This is a genomic window from Sulfitobacter sp. L-8 (assembly GCF_056859255.1).
Genome location: NZ_JBSXOD010000056.1, coordinates 521,914 through 534,813, shown reverse-complemented (window position 1 = coordinate 534,813; position 12,900 = coordinate 521,914). Strand labels below are relative to the sequence as shown.

The 12,900-nt window shown below is 56.8% G+C and carries 16 protein-coding genes and 1 tRNA gene; 13 read left to right on the top strand and 4 right to left on the bottom strand.

All coding sequences use genetic code 11. The features are described 5' to 3' along the window. Positions 1-20: 20 nt before the first annotated feature. On the bottom strand, positions 21-1,883 hold the full coding sequence (locus tag AC13DE_RS19300) for an ABC-F family ATP-binding cassette domain-containing protein (RefSeq protein ID WP_446312449.1): 1,863 nt from the start codon (positions 1,881-1,883) through the stop codon (positions 21-23). A gap of 104 nt (positions 1,884-1,987) precedes the next feature. Between AC13DE_RS19300 and ndk the strand changes: the two genes are divergently transcribed. After that, positions 1,988-2,410 carry a nucleoside-diphosphate kinase gene (gene ndk / locus AC13DE_RS19295; protein WP_005853549.1) on the top strand — a complete coding sequence of 141 codons (423 nt, stop codon included), beginning with the start codon at positions 1,988-1,990 and terminating at the stop codon, positions 2,408-2,410. 96 nt (positions 2,411-2,506) lie between these two features. On the opposite strand, the gene AC13DE_RS19290 is transcribed toward ndk, so the two are convergent. Together AC13DE_RS19290 and AC13DE_RS19285 are read right to left on the bottom strand one after the other, a co-directional pair. Further along, the gene (locus tag AC13DE_RS19290) at positions 2,507-2,926 is read right to left on the bottom strand and encodes a DUF4112 domain-containing protein (RefSeq protein WP_446297181.1); all 420 of its coding nucleotides are present in this window, start codon (positions 2,924-2,926) and stop codon (positions 2,507-2,509) included. 90 nt (positions 2,927-3,016) lie between these two features. Further along, complete coding sequence (locus AC13DE_RS19285) at positions 3,017-3,343, bottom strand: TfoX/Sxy family protein (protein WP_446297182.1); 327 nt, start codon at positions 3,341-3,343, stop codon at positions 3,017-3,019. Between the two features lie 379 nt (positions 3,344-3,722). Here AC13DE_RS19285 and AC13DE_RS19280 point away from each other — a divergent pair, with 379 nt between their 5' ends. From AC13DE_RS19280 to AC13DE_RS19255, 6 genes are all read left to right on the top strand, one after another. Then, complete coding sequence (locus AC13DE_RS19280) at positions 3,723-3,890, top strand: RSP_7527 family protein (RefSeq protein WP_446297183.1); 168 nt, start codon at positions 3,723-3,725, stop codon at positions 3,888-3,890. 97 nt (positions 3,891-3,987) lie between these two features. After that, positions 3,988-4,206, top strand: a complete 219-nt coding sequence (locus AC13DE_RS19275) for a DUF1127 domain-containing protein (protein ID WP_446297184.1) — start codon at positions 3,988-3,990, stop codon at positions 4,204-4,206. Positions 4,207-4,464: 258 nt separating this feature from the next. After that, the gene (locus AC13DE_RS19270; protein WP_446297185.1) at positions 4,465-4,725 is read left to right on the top strand and encodes a DUF1289 domain-containing protein; all 261 of its coding nucleotides are present in this window, start codon (positions 4,465-4,467) and stop codon (positions 4,723-4,725) included. A gap of 54 nt (positions 4,726-4,779) precedes the next feature. After that, positions 4,780-5,223 (top strand): hypothetical protein, encoded by a 444-nt coding sequence (locus tag AC13DE_RS19265; protein WP_446312444.1) that lies wholly within the window; start codon positions 4,780-4,782, stop codon positions 5,221-5,223. Between the two features lie 82 nt (positions 5,224-5,305). After that, positions 5,306-5,776, top strand: a complete 471-nt coding sequence (locus tag AC13DE_RS19260; RefSeq protein WP_446297187.1) for a Dps family protein — start codon at positions 5,306-5,308, stop codon at positions 5,774-5,776. 299 nt (positions 5,777-6,075) lie between these two features. Continuing rightward, entirely contained in the window at positions 6,076-8,595 is a 2,520-nt protein-coding gene (locus AC13DE_RS19255; RefSeq protein ID WP_483048735.1) for a cation:proton antiporter, read from the top strand. Between the two features lie 281 nt (positions 8,596-8,876). Here AC13DE_RS19255 and AC13DE_RS19250 read toward each other — a convergent pair. Then, positions 8,877-8,967: transfer RNA gene (locus tag AC13DE_RS19250), tRNA-Ser, on the bottom strand. Between the two features lie 145 nt (positions 8,968-9,112). Between AC13DE_RS19250 and AC13DE_RS19245 the strand changes: the two genes are divergently transcribed. The 6 genes from AC13DE_RS19245 to AC13DE_RS19220 all read left to right on the top strand — a co-directional run bounded on the left by AC13DE_RS19245 (position 9,113) and on the right by AC13DE_RS19220 (position 12,884). Further along, positions 9,113-9,955: a DUF2059 domain-containing protein gene (locus AC13DE_RS19245; protein WP_483048734.1), complete on the top strand. Its 843-nt coding sequence runs from the start codon at positions 9,113-9,115 to the stop codon at positions 9,953-9,955. Further along, the gene (locus AC13DE_RS19240; protein ID WP_483048733.1) at positions 9,955-10,767 is read left to right on the top strand and encodes a DUF2059 domain-containing protein; all 813 of its coding nucleotides are present in this window, start codon (positions 9,955-9,957) and stop codon (positions 10,765-10,767) included. The genes AC13DE_RS19245 and AC13DE_RS19240 overlap by 1 nt, the downstream gene beginning before the upstream one ends. 196 nt (positions 10,768-10,963) lie before the next feature. Then, on the top strand, positions 10,964-11,677 hold the full coding sequence (locus AC13DE_RS19235) for a 50S ribosomal protein L21 (protein WP_446312591.1): 714 nt from the start codon (positions 10,964-10,966) through the stop codon (positions 11,675-11,677). Positions 11,678-11,689: 12 nt separating this feature from the next. Then, positions 11,690-11,959: a 50S ribosomal protein L27 gene (gene rpmA / locus AC13DE_RS19230; RefSeq protein WP_008225807.1), complete on the top strand. Its 270-nt coding sequence runs from the start codon at positions 11,690-11,692 to the stop codon at positions 11,957-11,959. Positions 11,960-12,060: 101 nt separating this feature from the next. Next, complete coding sequence (locus AC13DE_RS19225) at positions 12,061-12,345, top strand: hypothetical protein (RefSeq protein ID WP_483048732.1); 285 nt, start codon at positions 12,061-12,063, stop codon at positions 12,343-12,345. A gap of 2 nt (positions 12,346-12,347) precedes the next feature. Continuing rightward, positions 12,348-12,884, top strand: coding sequence for a GNAT family N-acetyltransferase (locus AC13DE_RS19220; protein ID WP_446297627.1), 537 nt, complete (start codon positions 12,348-12,350; stop codon positions 12,882-12,884). The last annotated feature ends 16 nt before the right edge of the window (positions 12,885-12,900 follow it).

Here is a 12,900-nt window from a genome sequence, read left to right as displayed (position 1 = left end):
ACCCTGGCGCGATAAAACCCCTAAGCCGTGGCTTTTTCAAGCTTTTCAAGCGCGGCCATCCACAGCGCTTCTGCGCGCTCCAATGCATCCATCACTTCGGCATATTTCTTATTCCAGACCTCAAGTTCGCCGACTTTGTCTTTTTCGTACAGGGCAGGGTCAGCAAGCTTTTTGGCAAGTTTGTCGCGCATGTCGTTAATCTTGTTGACCCGCGCCTCAGAGTTGCGCACCTCGGACCGCAGCGCCAAGATATCGTCGCGGCTGGCCCGTTTGGGTTTCGGCAGCTCCTTGACTGGCTTTGCGTTTTTGCTGACCGGTTTTTCAACGGTCAACAGCATCTTGCGATAGGCTTCGAGATCATCTTCGTAAGGTTTCACCGTGCCGTCGGACACCAGCCACAGCCGGTCGGCAACCATCGACAGCAAATGCATGTCATGGCTGACCAGGATCACAGCACCGGAATACCGCGTCAACGCCTCGACCAGCGCTTCGCGCGATTCGATATCAAGGTGGTTGGTCGGTTCATCGAGGATCAAGAGGTGCGGCGCGTCGAGGGTGGCAAGCAGCAGCGACAGTCGAGCTTTCTGCCCCCCGGACAAGCGTCCGACCTCGGTGTCAGCCTGATCGGGGCCCAGGCCGAAACCCGCAAGTTGTGCGCGCAGCTTGGACTGCATCACGCCGGGGCGCGCGCTGATCATGTGCTGCAGCGGAGTTTCATGGACAATCAACTCATCCACCTGGTGTTGTGCAAAAAACCCGATGCGCAGCTTGCTGGAGTTGATCGCCTTGCCCTCGAACAACACCAACCGGTTGGAAAGCAGCTTCGACAGGGTGGACTTGCCCTGCCCATTTCGACCAAGCAGGGCGATGCGGTCATCTTGGTCAATGCGCAGGTTAAGGCGCGACAGCACCGGTTGGCCTTCGGTATAGCCTGTGGACCCGCCTTCGATGCTGATGATCGGCGGCGAAAGTTCATCGGGTTGCGGAAAGGTAAAGACCTTGCGCGCGGCTTCTTCAGGCGGGGTGATCGTCACCATCTTCTCGATGGCCTTCATCCGCGATTGCGCCTGTTTGGCCTTGGATGCCTTGGCCTTGAACCTATCAACGAACGCCTGCATATGCGCCTTGTGTGCCTGCTGCTTCTTGGCGGCCGCTGTCAGCTGCGCGCGCTTTTCGGCCCGCATTTTCGCGAATTGATCGTAATTACCCTGATAATAGGTAAGCTTACGGTCTTCGAGGTGCAAAATTCCGCCGACAGCACGGTTCAGCAATCCGCGGTCGTGGCTGATGATGATCACAGTGTGCGGATACTTGGACAGGTAATTTTCCAGCCACAACGCCCCTTCAAGGTCGAGATAGTTGGTCGGTTCGTCCAGAAGCAGCAAATCGGGTTCGGCGAACAACACACCCGCAAGGGCGACGCGCATCCGCCAGCCGCCGGAGTAGGCCGAACATGGCTGCTGCTGATCGTGGTCGTCAAAACCCAACCCCTTGAGGATCGACGCAGCGCGACCTTCGGCAGACCAGGCGTCAATATCGGCAAGACGGGTCTGTACCTCTGCGATGCGCGAGGGGTCTTTGGTGGTTTCCGCCTCATGCATCAAGGCGGCGCGTTCGGTGTCTGCGGCCAGCACTGTGTCGATCAACGACACGTCGGACGATGGAACCTCTTGGGCCACGCCGCCGATCTTGGCACGGGACGGCAACGAAATGTCGCCGGCGTCCAGCCCCAATTCACCGCGAATAATCTTGAACAGCGTGGTTTTACCCGCACCATTACGGCCCACAAGGCCCACTTTGTGGCCTTCGGGAATGACGGCGCTGGCTTCCTCAAACAAGGGGCGGCCTTCGACGGAGTAGTTGATTTCTGAAATGCGTAACATGGGCGCGGTGTGAACCATGTCCGGCCCCGCGTCAATCACGGCTTTTCATGTGACAAGGCCCATGCTAGGGAGCGGCCAAATCAACCTCACCTAGGAGAGCTATCATGGCCCTTGAGCGCACATTCTCGATCATCAAACCAGACGCGACACGCCGCAACCTGACTGGCAAAATCAACGCCAAATTCGAAGAAGCAGGCCTGCGTATCGTCGCACAAAAGCGTATTCACATGACAAAAGCCCAAGCCGGTGTGTTTTACGCAGTGCATGCCGAGCGTCCGTTCTATGACGAACTGTGCGAATTCATGGCGTCCGAGCCTGTCGTCGTTCAGGTTCTCGAAGGTGAAGGTGCCATCGCGAAGAACCGCGAAGTGATGGGCGCAACCAACCCGGCAGACGCAGCCGAAGGCACCATTCGCGCCGAATTCGCCGAATCTGTTGGCGAAAACTCGGTCCACGGGTCCGACGCGCCTGAGACGGCCGCTGTCGAAATCGCGTATTTCTTCTCGGGTCTGGAACTGGTTGGGTAATCCAGCCTCGACTTTGCGACACTAAGCTTTAAGCTTCACGAAACGATACAAAGGGCCGCAAGCGATTGCGGCTCTTTTGCGCATGCGCCGCAGCATCTAGCCGCGCAAAGTTGGATGGTGCGAGGAAAGCGCACCTTCGCCATTATGGTCGCGCCCGGGCGGTGTGGTCTGTTGGAAATGACGGTGAAGCAATTCGACGTTGCGCGTGTTCGCTTTCCAACCGATGTCAAATAAATCGCCCACAAGCGGAATCGCCCCGATCGCCAGGTCAATGCCAACATTGGTACCCATCCGGGCCAGAACCGAACCGGGCACCCCCAGTCTGTGCGCTTCCTTCAGGATATACCCAGCCGGAGCAAGGGCAAGGACGTCGCCGACACCTGGAATAAGACCCAGTATCGAATCCCAGCCCACGCGAACCCCGATCAGCGGTATCTTGAAAGCGGTATCCATCCGCCGGGCAAGCCCACGCAGCCGGTCAAGGTCTCGTTGCACCTCTGGTTGGGATTGCGACATGTATTGGCTCCAGACACTAGTCGTTGCGGTTTGTTTCCAACGCATCGACACCCGGTCGCGTTCCAACCGCCATTGTCAGTGTGCAGCGCTTTACGGATCCTTGACGCCGATCAGGTCCATCATGCGTTCAAACTCAGCCGCCGCCGGGTCATGTGCGGATGCCTTGAGCGCGTCGAACCTGACGCGCAGCGCCTTTTTCTCGGTACCCTTGCAGTCATTCCAAGGGCGCCCCTGCAACCCCATCACCAATACATAATAAGCGATGAAATGCGGTCGACTGCCGGCCCTGAGCAGCTTTTCATAGGCGGCATCGGCCCCCAGTTCGCGAAGCTCATCAGCCGTGTGGACACCCACACGCGCGAGGCTTTCCTCAAAGGCGGGGCCGAGGTTGCGAATGGAAGATACGGGGTCGGTCATAGGTGCAATTTATACCGATCGTGCCGTGCTGTCACTTTCAGATACTGGCGAAATCCGTGAAAATCACCCGTGGAGGCTTCCGCGTAGACGGGGGGGCAGGGGCGGCGGTAGGTTGTGCCGGACCTGTGGGCTTTTGAGGATAGGGTTTCGTCTGGGGCATCGAACTTCTCCTGTCTAGCTGCCGAAAAAACTTCGGCGGTCAATACAGGCTGCCCCATGAAACTGCCGATCACGGGGCGGGAATGAGGCGGTTTCACGACCGGTTTTCCTGCCGATGAGCCATGCAAAATACGCATAACGACTATGGTTTGCACCTTTGCATAAGCGGGCACATATGAGGGTCACGGGCAATGAAGCCCAGAAACGGAAAGCCTGAAAAATGAATACCGACACTACTTATCACACCGCTACCCCGATCGAAGTCGACCGTCTTCTTGCCGAAGCCACCGCCCTGCGCAGCGCGTATATCGCGTCTTGGGCCGCTTCTACAAAGCGCAAGATTGCAGGTCTTTTTCGCGCAGCACCTCAAGGCGCTGTCACAAGTTAACCCAGCTGTGCCTCGGGCATGACGCCCCAAGCATACAATCATACCAACCCGTCTGCGGTGGATAGGCCACCGCATATCCGTGAAAGAGAAAATCAAGATGAGCTATACATCCACATATACCGCCAGCCCTGTTTCGGGTTTGATGCCAAAGCTGCGTGTCCTGCGTGACGCGATCCGTAACCAGCGCGCCCAACGTCGCGCGATGCGTCAGACCTATAATGAACTTTCCGCGATGAGCGATCGCGATCTGGCCGATATCGGCATCGCGCGCGGCGACATTCGCCATATTGCCTCGCAGGCAACCGTAAGCGGCTGAACCCCAGCCTTTATGGACCAGATTTCCCCCGCCGCAAAGCCTGCCCGCTTTGCGGCGGTTTCATTTTGCGCCGAGCCTCTCTGGCCCAAGGGTAATCGATGCCACGAATAACATTTTCTTGACCAAAACACTATGACAATGACGCTTGCCCTTTATTTCCGAGTGTATTAGTCAGATATCACAACGTGTCATTAGCCCTGAATGTCCCGCTGAGATCTTGTGAGGCGTTGGAATGTCAGGCGACGGGGGAGAAACTATATGACCAAGGTTCCCAGCCCTTGCATAAACGTGTGCAAGTTTAAACGTGCCGGTCACTGCATCGGTTGCTCAATGACCAAAAAGCAAAAATCAGCCTTCAAGAAACTGAAGAAATCCGAACACCGCGAGGCATTTGTCGAGCTGGTCATCGCGCAGCAGGCTGTATTGGGCCGCTATAAGCACTGGCAACAGGCTTATGAAAAACAATGTCACGGCAAGACTGCCAGCATTGCGGTAATCAATGGGAACAAGGCAGCCTAATGTTGCTCTGGCCTGACACGTGACCGCCCAAAGAATAAAAAGGGTACCGGATTTATGACCGCTGAACGGCGCAAGCCGGCTGTTGGCACAGCTTTCACGAATGACCATCACACGGATGTCCCGCCGCTTCTTGACCATCTGCGCAACGCCGCCCGAGATGCGCGTTCAAAACGATACGTCGATCTTTTTGGGGCATGTGCCGTTCTGTCAGGCAATCGGCAAATTGCCGCCAAAGCCGCTTGCGAGGTTCTGATGCGCTGTCTGGATCAAGCGCTTGGCCGACGCCCGGTGATGTTTCGGACAGGTGAATCAGAAACATCTTTCGACGAAAATTGGCTGCTGGCTCTCGCCCGGGGCCTGAAATCAGGCGACACGCCAAGCGTGACCTTCCTTCTCCACTCGCAAGTTCCGAAGTCTGCCCACCGAAATCTGGTGTTCTTGGTGCGGTCTGTCGTTGAGAGCTTCGACCAAGTCGACAATATCGTCGGGCTCTCTTGATGCACTACTTTGTCGGGCTATGTCTGCACCAGTAAGCGAGCGTTTCGCCAACCAGCGCCAAACCATGATGCAGGAGACAAAGATGACCCAGACCGCACAGACACTTTCAACTGACGCGACTGCACAAATTATCGAAGCTCTAAACCAATCTGTCGCCGAAACCGCTGTGACCACGATGTTGGCGCAGAACTTTCACTGGAATGTGACGGGAATGGCGTTTGGTACGCTTCATGACCTGTTCCAGACAATCTATGAAGACCACTTCAAGGCCCAAGACGATCTGGCCGAGCGGATCAGGGCACTTGAAGGCCACGCCGAAGGAACCCTGGCCGGAATGCTCAAGCGGTCCAAGGTCTCCGAGGTAGAGGAGGCTCCTTCCGCGGAGGAGATGATCCGTTTGATGAAAGATGCGCAAGAAACCCTTGCCGAGACAATCGCGGGCGCGGGCGAAACCGCAGCGAACCATGGCGATACGTTGACGGAAGACATGTGTATCGAACGCGGGCAGGTCCACGAAAAGTTCGCATGGATGCTGCGGGCGCACCTAAAATAAGCGTCTTGAATACTAATCTTGAATATTAAGTCGTATAGCCATTGGGGCAACAGGTAACCAGCGATTGCCCGTTGCCCTTCGGCTTCACGCATTTCATAAAGTGCAGTCGGCAGAAACATCTCCACCGCCAGGGGCATGGTTTTGCCCTTCATGCCATAGCGCTTAGCGATTGATAAACGAGTCTTTCAGACTGTGCACAGGCAAGCGCGGCACCCTATGCGGCACGCGAAGGACATAATCTGCTGTCGATATCTCATTTGCATTATTCCAATACCATCCGAAGCTGATATTTGCTGGGTATGGATATCGTTCTGATCACTACTGTCGTCGCTTCGCTGTTCCTTGTTATAGGCGTGGCAGAACCTCTCGCGGAGCGTGTAAAGCTACCCTATAGCGTGATCCTTGCGATCCTCGGCATCCTCATTGCCCTGGGGGCCGTTTTCTTTTTGCGCACCAATATCACCGATGCTCTGAACCCGGTGGCAGAGGCGATCCTCGGACTGCCGATCCGGTCGAACGTCTTTGTATATGTGTTCCTGCCGACGTTGCTGTTTCAAGCCACGCTCGGGATGAACCTGCGCCGCATGCTTGACGATTGGGTACCGATACTTGTCCTTGCCGTGGTAGCGGTCATCGTCGCCACGCTGAGCGTGGGCTATGCGCTGTCTTGGGTCAGTGGCTTGCCGTTGGCGGCGTGTCTTTTGATTGGTGCAATCGTATCAACGACCGACCCGTCTGCGGTGGTATCCATCTTTCGATCAATCTCGGCACCGCGACGGCTGGCCCGGATCATCGAGGGCGAAAGCCTGCTGAACGATGCGGCGGCCATCGCCCTGTTCGGGCTTTTCATGGGGTTTGTGATGCTGAACACCCCGGACCCCGAACTGGGCGATGCGGTGGCGCGGTTCCCCGTTTTGATCGCTGGAGGTGCCTTGACCGGCTGGGTGGCCGCACATATCGCGATCTGGATCATGGCGATGTTCGGCCGACAAGAGCTTGCTATCATCTCGGTTTCGGTAGCGCTGCCTTACCTTGCCTACATCGGTGCAGAACAAAGCATCGGTGCGTCGGGGGTTATTGCTGTCGTTTCCGCCGGTTTGACGCTTAACCTTGCCGGGCCGGGGCGCGTGCCGCCGCAAGCGTGGGGCAACCTGCGCGATGTGTGGAATTTGCTGGCGCATTGGGCCGGGGCCCTGATCTTTATCCTCGCCGCTCTGCTGATCCCCCGAATGCTCGAAGAGGTCAGGCTGAGCGATCTTGGGCTGATCGGCGTGGTTGTTCTGGCGGCCACGGCGGCACGTGCCGTTATCCTGTTCGGCCTGTTGCCCTCGTTGACATTTCTGCGTCTTTCGCCTGCTGTTGATCGCCCGTATCGCGCGGCTATTCTGTGGGGCGGCTTGCGCGGTGCCGTTACCTTGGCGCTGGCACTGGCTGTTACCGAAAGCCTGCGCGTCCCGGTTGAAGTCAAGCGCCTTGTCGGTATCCTGGCCACCGGATTCACGCTATTCACGTTGATCGTGCAGGGTACGACGCTCAGGACGATGATCGGCTGGCTGGGGTTGGATCGGTTGTCGCCGATAGACGAGGCGATGTCACGACAAGTGGTCGCGGTGGCACTTCAGACCGTGCGCGAAGATATTGCCCGCACGACCGAAGCTTATGAATTAACACACGAAACGGTTCGGTCCGAGGCAAAGACATTCGGCGAACGGTTGGACGACGCGGTGAAGGCTGCCGAAGACAGCGAAGACATCCTCGACCGGGACCGGGTCACGTTGGGGCTGATCGCGCTTGCCGGCTTTGAACGCGAGACGATCCTGGAGCGCGTACGCGAACGCACTATTTCGGCACGCATGGCCGACCAGATCCTGTCCGAAGCCGACCGCTTGATCGAAGGTACCCACGCCGGAGGCCGCAGCGGCTATCAGCGGTCCGCGCGGCGGTCGGTTGCGTATAGCCGGGCTTTTCGGACAGCGGTTGTGTTGCACAGCAGGCTGGGCTTCTCAAAGCCCCTTGTGCGCCTGACTGCGGATCGTTTCGAACGCCTCCTGTCGCAACGCCTGATCCTGCGCGATCTGGCCGCGTTCATCGACGGTCGGATACGGAGAATTCACGGGCGCCGCGTTGCCGATCTTTTGCACGAACTTTTGTCGCGGCGCATAGAAAGCGTCGATACGGCACTGGAAGGGCTGCGGCTGCAATACCCCGGATACGCGGAGGAACTGGAGCGCCGCTTTATCCGTCGCACAGCCCTGCGGTTAGAGGAACGAGAGTACACTGCCATCCGCGAGGATGGCCTGATCGGTGCCGAGGTCTATACGGCCCTCATGCAGGATCTGGCTGAACGCAGGAACTCTGCTGAAGCACGCCCCACGCTTGATATCGCTGTACAGCGGAGCGAGCTTGTCCGTCAGTTTCCGCTGTTTGTCGACCTTGACGAAAAAGCTTCGAAACGGCTGGGGCGGGCGCTGAAAACCAGATATGTCAATGCGGGCAAGGTCATAGTTCCCAAAGACAACGCACCAAAAAGCGTCGTTTTTATAGCCTCGGGGGCGGTTGAGCTGAAAACTGCGGGACAAACGTGGCGGCTGGGCCGGGGTGAGATGTTCGGCCAAATGGCGATCTTGATGAACAGGCCGCGCCGGGTCGAAGTCCAGGCAATCGCTCCGTCAACCTTGCTTGTTCTGGACGAAAAGCGGTTTCGTTCTCTTTTGTCTCGCAGTTCGGCGCTGCGCAACGCCGTTCGGGCAAGCGCCGAACAACGGGGCATTGAACCGGAAAACCTGCTGATCGATTCAACCCGCAAAAACGAAACCTGAGCCAGCGGTATCAACACCACGTCGCCCGCACCCACGCTAAAACCTCAACACGGAACAGATGTTTCCAATCATCCGTCAGCCCGGTCGCCCGACGGCATGTTTGAACCGCATACCGCACGCGACGTCATTCACTGCGCTGGATTGCGAATATGCAGACCAAACATACAGTTATACGCTTTTCATTCACGCATTTCGTCATCGACAGAACTCAATCGCATGTACCATGACATATAGCAGAGAGACAGTTCTTGCCGAGCATGGGAATGAACGATTTGAGGTAATGGCGGAGAGACAGGGATTCGAACCCTGGGAACCCTTTAGAGGCTCAACGGTTTTCGAAACCGTCCCGTTCGACCACTCCGGCACCTCTCCGTGTTGGTGTGGTGCGCCCGTTTAGTATTGATTTTCGCGGCTGGCAAGAGGGCAGGACCAGTTTTCGAAGTCACGGGGAATTTCATTGATGCTCGGGGTAATTCGCCTAATGTCGATGATATAGATTTCTGAAAGGATGAACCCGATGCGCGCCATGATCCGATTTTCACTTACCTTATGTTTCATGTTTGCGGTAATGCTGGCCAGTATAACGCCCTCTGCCCAGGCGGCTGACGTGAAACAGGTCGACGCTTTTCTGAAGGTAACCGGTTTCGACGTCGCGCTAGAAAGTATTCGACTATCAGCGGATTCAGCCCCCGAGATGTTGGGTATAAACGCGCAGGAATTCGGCTCGGAATGGTCGCGCCTCGTGAGCGAGGTGTTCGATACTGGGGTCATGCTAGATATGGGGATCGGGATTCTTTCGAAAACCCTGAGCGAACAGGCCCTGAATCACGCATCGGCGTTTTACGCAACCGATCTGGGCCAGCGGCTGGTCAAGGCGGAAAACGGGTCTCATATGGAGGAAGACGAAGCCACCAAAGCCGAAGCGGGAAATGCCATTCTGGCCGGGCTTGAGCGTATAAAGTCGCCCCGGGTAGCGTTGTTGACGCGGCTGAATGAGGCCAGCGATGTCGAAGACAGCTCGGTTCGGGCAATCCAGGAGGTGCAGATCCGGTTCTTGATGGCGGCGGCCAACGCCGGGGTGATAAAATTGCAAATGGAAGAACCCGACCTACGAGAGGTCTTGCGGGCCCAGGAACCCGAGATGCGGGCCTCTATCAAGAACAACGCCCTGGCGAGCTCGGCCTATACGTATCAGGCATTTTCGGATGAGGAGATCCGCACATATGCTGCGGCGCTGGAAGACCCGAAGATGCAGGAAGTTTACGCGCTCATGAACGCGGTGCAATTCGAGATTATGGCCAACCGTTATGAAGTCGTGGCGCAGCGCTTGGCAGGGATGCAGCCCAGTCAGGAGTTATGATGAAACAAGCGTTTCTGATCGCGCCGCTCTTGTGGGTGTTGGCCCTTCCGGCATGGGCCGACGCAAGAGGAGCCGTATTGCTGGAAGTGCTCAAGATCGCCGAGATTGTTAAAATCTTGCAAGCGGAAGGCGAAACTTACGCGGAGACGCTAAATCAGGAAATGTTACAGGGCAAGGGTGGAGCGGGTTGGCAGCTTCAGGTCGCGAATATCTATGATCCGGACCGGATAGCGGATACGCTGAGCGCCAGGCTTGATGCTGAATTGCAAGGGGACCTGCGTGAAGAGGTCATTGCCTTTTTTGCTTCCGACACCGGTCAGAGGATTGTCACGCTTGAAAATGCTGCCCGCGCCGCCATAAATGATCAAACGATAGAGGATGCCGCGCGCGAGCGCTATTTCGAGCTTGAAGGTAGCGATGACCCGAGGCTAGCGCAGATATCAGCGCTGATCGAAAGCGGCGACATGATTGATCGAAACGTCACTGCCACAATGAATTCAAACCTACAGTTCATGCGCGGTCTGGTGGACGGTGGCGCGGCTGAAATGACCCAGGATGAATTGATCGCCGATATCAGCGCGCAGCAGGAAGCAATCACCACTGATACGACGTCCTGGCTTTACGGCTATCTTTTACTTGCGTATTCACCGCTGCCTGACGACATGCTTGATGCCTACGTTGAATTCTCTCTCAGCGACGCCGGGGTGGCATTAAATCGTGCCTTGTTCGACGGATTTGGCGCAGCCTACGAAGACATCTCGTATGCGCTTGGGCGCGCTGTGGCGCTGAACGTCATCGCGCAAGAGCTTTAGAATGATTTACCTGCCTGCCGCTCTTGACATATGGTCAGGGCTGGTGCAAATGGCAGACCTCACTCCATAGGTACGCGTTTTGCGTGCCTTTGTTATTTTATGATCATCCCGAAACGGGGTGCGCTGTCCGAGGTGGGCTTTGCCCGCAAACACCCAGAGGGGGACCACAGGACGCGGAAACAGTAAAGGAAGACGCATGTTTGCGGTCATCAAGACAGGCGGCAAGCAGTACAAGGTTCAATCCGGAGATATGCTTCGGGTGGAACGTTTGGCTGCTGACGCGGGCGAAACAGTTCAATTCAACGAAGTTCTCATGCTGGGCGGCGACAGCCCCAAGCTGGGCGCACCACTGGTTGCGGATGCCGGCGTTCAAGCCGAAGTTGTCGAGCAGATCAAAGGTGAAAAGGTAATCCACTTCGTCAAGCGCCGCCGGAAGCACTCTTCCAAGCGCACGAAGGGCCACCGTCAGAAACTGACGTTGGTGAAGATTGGCGACATCCTTGCGTCCGGCGCAGACAAGTCCGGCGCAAAGGCTGCTATCGGAACAGGGTCTGTCAGCGCTGCTGTGGTAGCCGAGATCGTTGCGAACGCTGCGGCCAAAACCCAAGCGGCCAAGCCGGTCAAAGCCAAGAAGGTCAAGGCAGAGGCTGCACCAGCCGCTGAAAAGCCCGCAAAAGCCAAAAAGGCCAAAGCGGCCCCCGCAGCTGAAGGCGCCGATGATCTAAGCAAGATCTCGGGTATCGGCCCGGTGATTGTTGGCAAGCTGAACGGTGAGGGCATCACAACCTTCGCTCAGATTGCTGCATGGACTGACGCAGACGTCGAAGCTATCGAAGAGAAACTGTCGTTCAAAGGTCGTGTCGGTCGTGAAGACTGGATCGCACAGGCCAAAGAACTGGCAAAAGGCTAAGGAGAGACACCAATGGCACATAAAAAAGCAGGCGGCTCATCCCGTAACGGCCGCGACTCAGCGGGTCGCCGTCTTGGCGTGAAGAAATACGGCGGTGAAGCAGTCATTCCCGGCAACATCCTGGTGCGTCAGCGCGGCACGAAGTTCTGGCCAGCCGAAGGCGTGGGCATGGGCAAGGATCACACGATCTTTGCCAAGGTCGACGGTAAGGTTCAGTTTCATAAGGGCCTGAAAAACCGTACGTTTATTTCGGTTCTTCCGGTGGCAGAAGCCGCAGAGTAAGCCGCACCCCTCAGGGTTTTTAAAATTCAGGGATCGGCGGAAGCGCCGGTCCTTTTTCGTGTTTGCACGACCACACCTATCCGGAAAGGAGACGGGTCAGAATGACAATCTTTAAACACCCCGAGCTTTCGGACGAGGGCGTTGTCTTGCATGTGCCCAAAGACGCTGATGCCCAGGCAAGGGTCAGGCAGTACCGCAAACCGGCGCGTTCCCGGATGGTCGCAGCATCCGGCCGGTCCGGAAAACCGCCCCTGGATAGCCGCGCAAGCTTTGCCGCGCTTTCTCCCGGTCTGACAGTTGCATCTGACACGCGACATCTTCGCTGGACCCTGGCACATCTGACTGCCATCGTGGTTCTTTTCGTATTGTTCGGAGGAGGAACATAACGGTGGAAACTCAAACGCTTACACCTCAGGCAGTGATAGAAACAGAACGTTTCGACCTGCGCCCTGTGCGTCGCTCCGATCTAGGGTTGATCGAACATTACGCCAGCGACCCTCGGGTAGCGACCAATACGATATCGATCCCCCATCCATTACCGCCTGGGGTAATCGAATCCTACATAAAGCGGGCCACCACCGAACCGCGCACCGAAGACGTGTGGGTGATGGACGGCCTCAAGGCCGATGGTGCAGAGGTCATGGGCGTCATTTCACTGGTGCGAATGGACCGCGACCAATCCGAAGTAGGATATTGGGTTGCCCCGGCGTTCTGGAACACCCATCTGGCATCCGATGCGGTGCAGGCCTTGGTAAAGGCGAACCCACTGGGCAACAAAAACATGTTCGCTTCGGTGTTTCGCGATAACCCGGCCTCTGCCAAAGTGTTGACAAATGCGGGTTTTCGTTACCTTGGCAATGCGGAAACCTATTGTCTGGCACGCGAGACCTGCGTACCTACATGGACCTATAGCCACAAGCTTTGACCACCTGTGCCCGGAA

Bases quoted from the DNA above. Each gene is read 5' to 3' on its own strand.
- AC13DE_RS19265 (WP_446312444.1), top strand. From the start codon at position 4,780: ATGACCGCTGAACGGCGCAAGCCGGCTGTTGGCACAGCTTTCACGAAT.
- AC13DE_RS19235 (WP_446312591.1), top strand. From the start codon at position 10,964: ATGTTTGCGGTCATCAAGACAGGCGGCAAGCAGTACAAGGTTCAATCC.
- AC13DE_RS19300 (WP_446312449.1), bottom strand. From the start codon at position 1,883: ATGTTACGCATTTCAGAAATCAACTACTCCGTCGAAGGCCGCCCCTTG.
- AC13DE_RS19280 (WP_446297183.1), top strand. From the start codon at position 3,723: ATGAATACCGACACTACTTATCACACCGCTACCCCGATCGAAGTCGAC.
- AC13DE_RS19270 (WP_446297185.1), top strand. From the start codon at position 4,465: ATGACCAAGGTTCCCAGCCCTTGCATAAACGTGTGCAAGTTTAAACGT.
- AC13DE_RS19245 (WP_483048734.1), top strand. From the start codon at position 9,113: ATGCGCGCCATGATCCGATTTTCACTTACCTTATGTTTCATGTTTGCG.
- ndk (WP_005853549.1), top strand. From the start codon at position 1,988: ATGGCCCTTGAGCGCACATTCTCGATCATCAAACCAGACGCGACACGC.
- AC13DE_RS19260 (WP_446297187.1), top strand. From the start codon at position 5,306: ATGACCCAGACCGCACAGACACTTTCAACTGACGCGACTGCACAAATT.
- AC13DE_RS19255 (WP_483048735.1), top strand. From the start codon at position 6,076: ATGGATATCGTTCTGATCACTACTGTCGTCGCTTCGCTGTTCCTTGTT.
- AC13DE_RS19285 (WP_446297182.1), bottom strand. From the start codon at position 3,343: ATGACCGACCCCGTATCTTCCATTCGCAACCTCGGCCCCGCCTTTGAG.
- AC13DE_RS19240 (WP_483048733.1), top strand. From the start codon at position 9,955: ATGAAACAAGCGTTTCTGATCGCGCCGCTCTTGTGGGTGTTGGCCCTT.
- AC13DE_RS19225 (WP_483048732.1), top strand. From the start codon at position 12,061: ATGACAATCTTTAAACACCCCGAGCTTTCGGACGAGGGCGTTGTCTTG.
- AC13DE_RS19290 (WP_446297181.1), bottom strand. From the start codon at position 2,926: ATGTCGCAATCCCAACCAGAGGTGCAACGAGACCTTGACCGGCTGCGT.
- rpmA (WP_008225807.1), top strand. From the start codon at position 11,690: ATGGCACATAAAAAAGCAGGCGGCTCATCCCGTAACGGCCGCGACTCA.
- AC13DE_RS19275 (WP_446297184.1), top strand. From the start codon at position 3,988: ATGAGCTATACATCCACATATACCGCCAGCCCTGTTTCGGGTTTGATG.